This is a genomic window from Angustibacter speluncae (assembly GCF_054777815.1).
The window spans coordinates 1-3,412 of the sequence record NZ_BAAHAF010000047.1; the positions used below are offsets into that span (position 1 = coordinate 1).

The window sequence follows — 3,412 nt, forward strand, 5'->3', positions numbered from 1 at the left end:
CCGCGGGCGGCGCCGGCGCGGACGCCACCCGGTCGGCGAGCAGCCCGCGGCGAGCGCGGACGCGGACGCGGCCGAGCAGGACGAGACCACGGCCGGCGCCGGGCGACCCGCCGGCGGCACCGCACCACGGACGTCGTGAGGGGACGCGTGAGGACCGACGAGCAGGGCAACGACCCCACCGGCACCGACCCGAGCGGCACCGACACCGGTCAACTGGCCGCGCCGGGACCCGACCTGGTCGAGGACGACGACCGGGACCACGACCGGGACCACGGCCGCGGGCAGGCGGCGGGTGGCCGGCCCGTCGACGGCACGCACGCGGTGCTGCGCTCCAGCACGGTCATGGCCGCCGGGACGGCCGTCTCGCGCGTGCTCGGCTTCGGGCGCTCGCTGGTGCTGGTGCTCGCCGTCGGCCTCACCTTCGACTCCGCCGACACCTTCGACGTCGCCAACAAGATCCCGAACATCCTCTACATGCTGCTCGCCGGCGGCGTGCTCAACGCCGTGCTCGTGCCGCAGATCGTCCGGGCGTCCAAGAGCGCCGACGGCGGCGAGGAGTTCGTCAACCGGCTGGTGACGCTGTCGGTGGCGATGCTGCTCGGGGTCACGGTCGTCCTGACGGCGTGCTCGCCGCTGCTCGTGCGGGTCTACGCGGTGAACCAGACCACCGGCTGGCTCGCGCTCTCGACCGCGTTCGCGTTCTGGTGCGTGCCCCAGGTCTTCTTCTACGGCCTCTACACCGTGCTCGGGCAGGTGCTGAACGCCCGCGGCCGGTTCGGCGCCTACATGTGGGCGCCGGTCGTGAACAACGTCGTCGGCGTGGCGGGCCTGGTCGCCTTCCTGCTCCTGTACGGCCGCGGCGACGCCGGCCAGCACGCGGTCGACAGCTGGTCGGCGGCCAAGGTCGCCCTGCTCGCGGGGACGGCCACGCTCGGCGTCGTCGCGCAGGCGCTGGTGCTGGTCCCGCCGCTGCGCGCCGCGGGGTTCCGCTACCGGCCGGTGTGGGGCGTGCGCGGCGTGGGCCTCGGCAGCGCCCGCCGGGTCGCGGTGTGGACCTTCCTGGCCGTGCTGGTCGGCCAGCTCGGCCTGCTCGTCACCACCAACGTGGCCACCACCGCCACCGCCCTGAACCGCGGCACCGAGCTCGCGGCCGGCACCCCCGGCGCCGCGGCCTACAGCTACGCCTACCTGCTGTTCATGCTGCCCCACTCGCTGGTCGCGGTCTCGCTCGTCACGGCCCTCTTCACGCGGATGAGCCACGCCGCCGGCGACGACGACTGGCCCACCGTGCGCGCCGACCTGTCGCTCGGCCTGCGCACCGTCGGCCTGTTCTCGGTCGTCGCCACGGTCGGGCTCGTCGTGCTCGCCGACCCGGTGGGGGTCGCGATGACCGGGTCGGTCGAGGGCGGCCTCGCGCTCGGGTCGGTGGTGGCGGTGATGGCGGTCGGCCTCACCGCATTCAGCGCCACCTACCTGTTCCACCGCGTCTACTACGCCTACGAGGACGCCCGGACGCCGTTCCTGGTGCAGGTGCCGACCGTGGCCGTGATCGTCGCCGCCGACGTGGCGTCGGTGCTGCTGCTGCCCGCCGAGCTGATGGTGGTCGGCGTCGCCGCCGGCATGAGCGCCTCGGCGTTCGTCTCCGCCGGCCTGTCGGCGTGGTGGCTGCGGCGCAGCCACGGCACCCTCGACGGCCCGCTCGTGGTGCGCACCCACGTCCGCCTGCTCGTCGCCGGGCTCGTGGCCGGGGGCGCCGGTTGGCTCGTCACCCACCTGCTGCGCGACCTGACCGTCTCCGGGCGCGGCGGCGCCGTGCTCGTCTGCGCCGCCGCCGGCGCGGTGGTGCTCGTCGTCTACCTGGTGGGCCTGCGGCTGCTGCGGGTCGAGGAGCTGCGCGCGCTCACCCGCCGGCTCGGCCGGGTGGGCCGGGTGCTCGGCGGCTGAACCCGCCGGGTCCACGACCTCAAGGACGGCCGCGGGGATGCCGATGACCCCCACGTGCAGCACCCTGCCCTGGCCCACCACCGCGACGACGGGGGCATCATCACCGGCTGGCTGATCAAGGTCACCGTGGTGCTCGGCGTCGCCGGGCTCGTGCTGTTCGACGCCGTCTCGATCGGGTCCACCGCCATGGGGGTGTCCGACACCGCCGGAGCCGCGGCCCGCGACGCCGCCGAGGCCGTCGAGGCCGGCGGCGACACCCGGCTCGCCTACCCCGCCGCCGTGACCACGGCCGTCGAGCAGAACGCGCTGAACGAGGTCGACCCCGCGGACGTGCGGATCGCCACGGACGGCTCGGCCACCGTCACCGTCGCGCGGACGGCGCCGACCCTCGTCGTCGCCCGGATCCCGTGGATCGCCGGCTGGGCCCACCGCAGCGCGACGGACACCGCCGCGCCGGTGTCCTGACGGCCACCGCCCCGTCCCCGCCGCACCCCCGCACGAGCGCCCCGTCCGGCGTGCCCGGATCGTGACCCGCCCCGGCGTCGCCCCGGGCTGCGCGCCCGTCCCCAGCGCCTAGCATGGGCGCGTCGCGCCGCCCGGCGCGCAGGACGGGTGGAGGACCGATCGTGGAGGGCGTCGAGCACGGCACCGAGCTCGCGGGCAGGTACCGGCTCGAGGAGCGGCTGCGCACCACCTCCGCAGGGGAGTCCTGGCGCGCCGTCGACACCACCCTCGACCGCCCGGTCGCCGTGCGCCTGGTGCCCCACGACACCGCCGACGACGTCCTCGACGCCGCCCGCCGCGCCGCCGTCGTCGAGGACCCCGCGCTGCTGCGGGTGCTCGACGTCGCGCAGGAGCCGCGCGCCGACGGCCCGCTCACCTACGTCGTCAGCGAGCACGTCGACGCCGTCCCGCTGGCCGACCTGCTCCGTCGCGGTCCGCTGCCCGCCGACCAGGTCCGGGCCGTGGTCGGCCGGACGGCCACCGCGCTGGCCGCCGCGTCCGCCGCCGGCCTGCACCACGAGGTCCTCACCCCCGAGCACGTGCTCTGCCTCCCCGACGGCGGCGTCAAGGTCGAGGGCCTGGCCGTCGAGGCCGCCGCCCGCGGCGGCGGCGCCGTCACCGCCGACGAGGCGGCCCGCGCCGACGCCGTCGCCCTGGTCGCGCTGCTGCACGCCGGCCTCACCGCCACCTGGCCGATGGAGCCGGTCGCGGGCCTGGAGGCCACGCCGCTCGACGGCGAGGTGCCCGTGCCGCCCGCCGACCTCGTCGACGGCGTCCCGAACGACCTCGACACCCTCTGCGCCGTCACGCTCGGCGACGTCGACGACGGCCCCCGCACGCCCCAGGAGGTCGTCGAGCAGCTGCGGCCGTGGGACACCGGCCTGCGCCCCACCCCCGTCGCCGCCGGGCTGCGTCCGGCCGGCCGGTTCCCCCGCCGCACCGGCTCGGGTGCGGCCGCCGGTGC

Annotated in this window: 3 protein-coding genes; all 3 read left to right on the forward strand. The window is 76.8% G+C overall.

Going from position 1 to position 3,412, the window contains the following annotated elements:
* Nucleotides 1-147: 147 nt before the first annotated feature.
* Nucleotides 148-1,944, forward strand: a complete 1,797-nt coding sequence (gene murJ / locus ACYVKY_RS05055) for a murein biosynthesis integral membrane protein MurJ (protein WP_460433883.1) — start codon at nucleotides 148-150, stop codon at nucleotides 1,942-1,944.
* 54 nt (nucleotides 1,945-1,998) lie between these two features.
* Nucleotides 1,999-2,409, forward strand: a complete 411-nt coding sequence (locus ACYVKY_RS05060; protein WP_460433884.1) for a hypothetical protein — start codon at nucleotides 1,999-2,001, stop codon at nucleotides 2,407-2,409.
* 161 nt (nucleotides 2,410-2,570) lie between these two features.
* On the forward strand, nucleotides 2,571-3,412 hold an 842-nt coding region (locus ACYVKY_RS05065; RefSeq protein WP_460433885.1), incomplete at its 3' end, for a protein kinase family protein.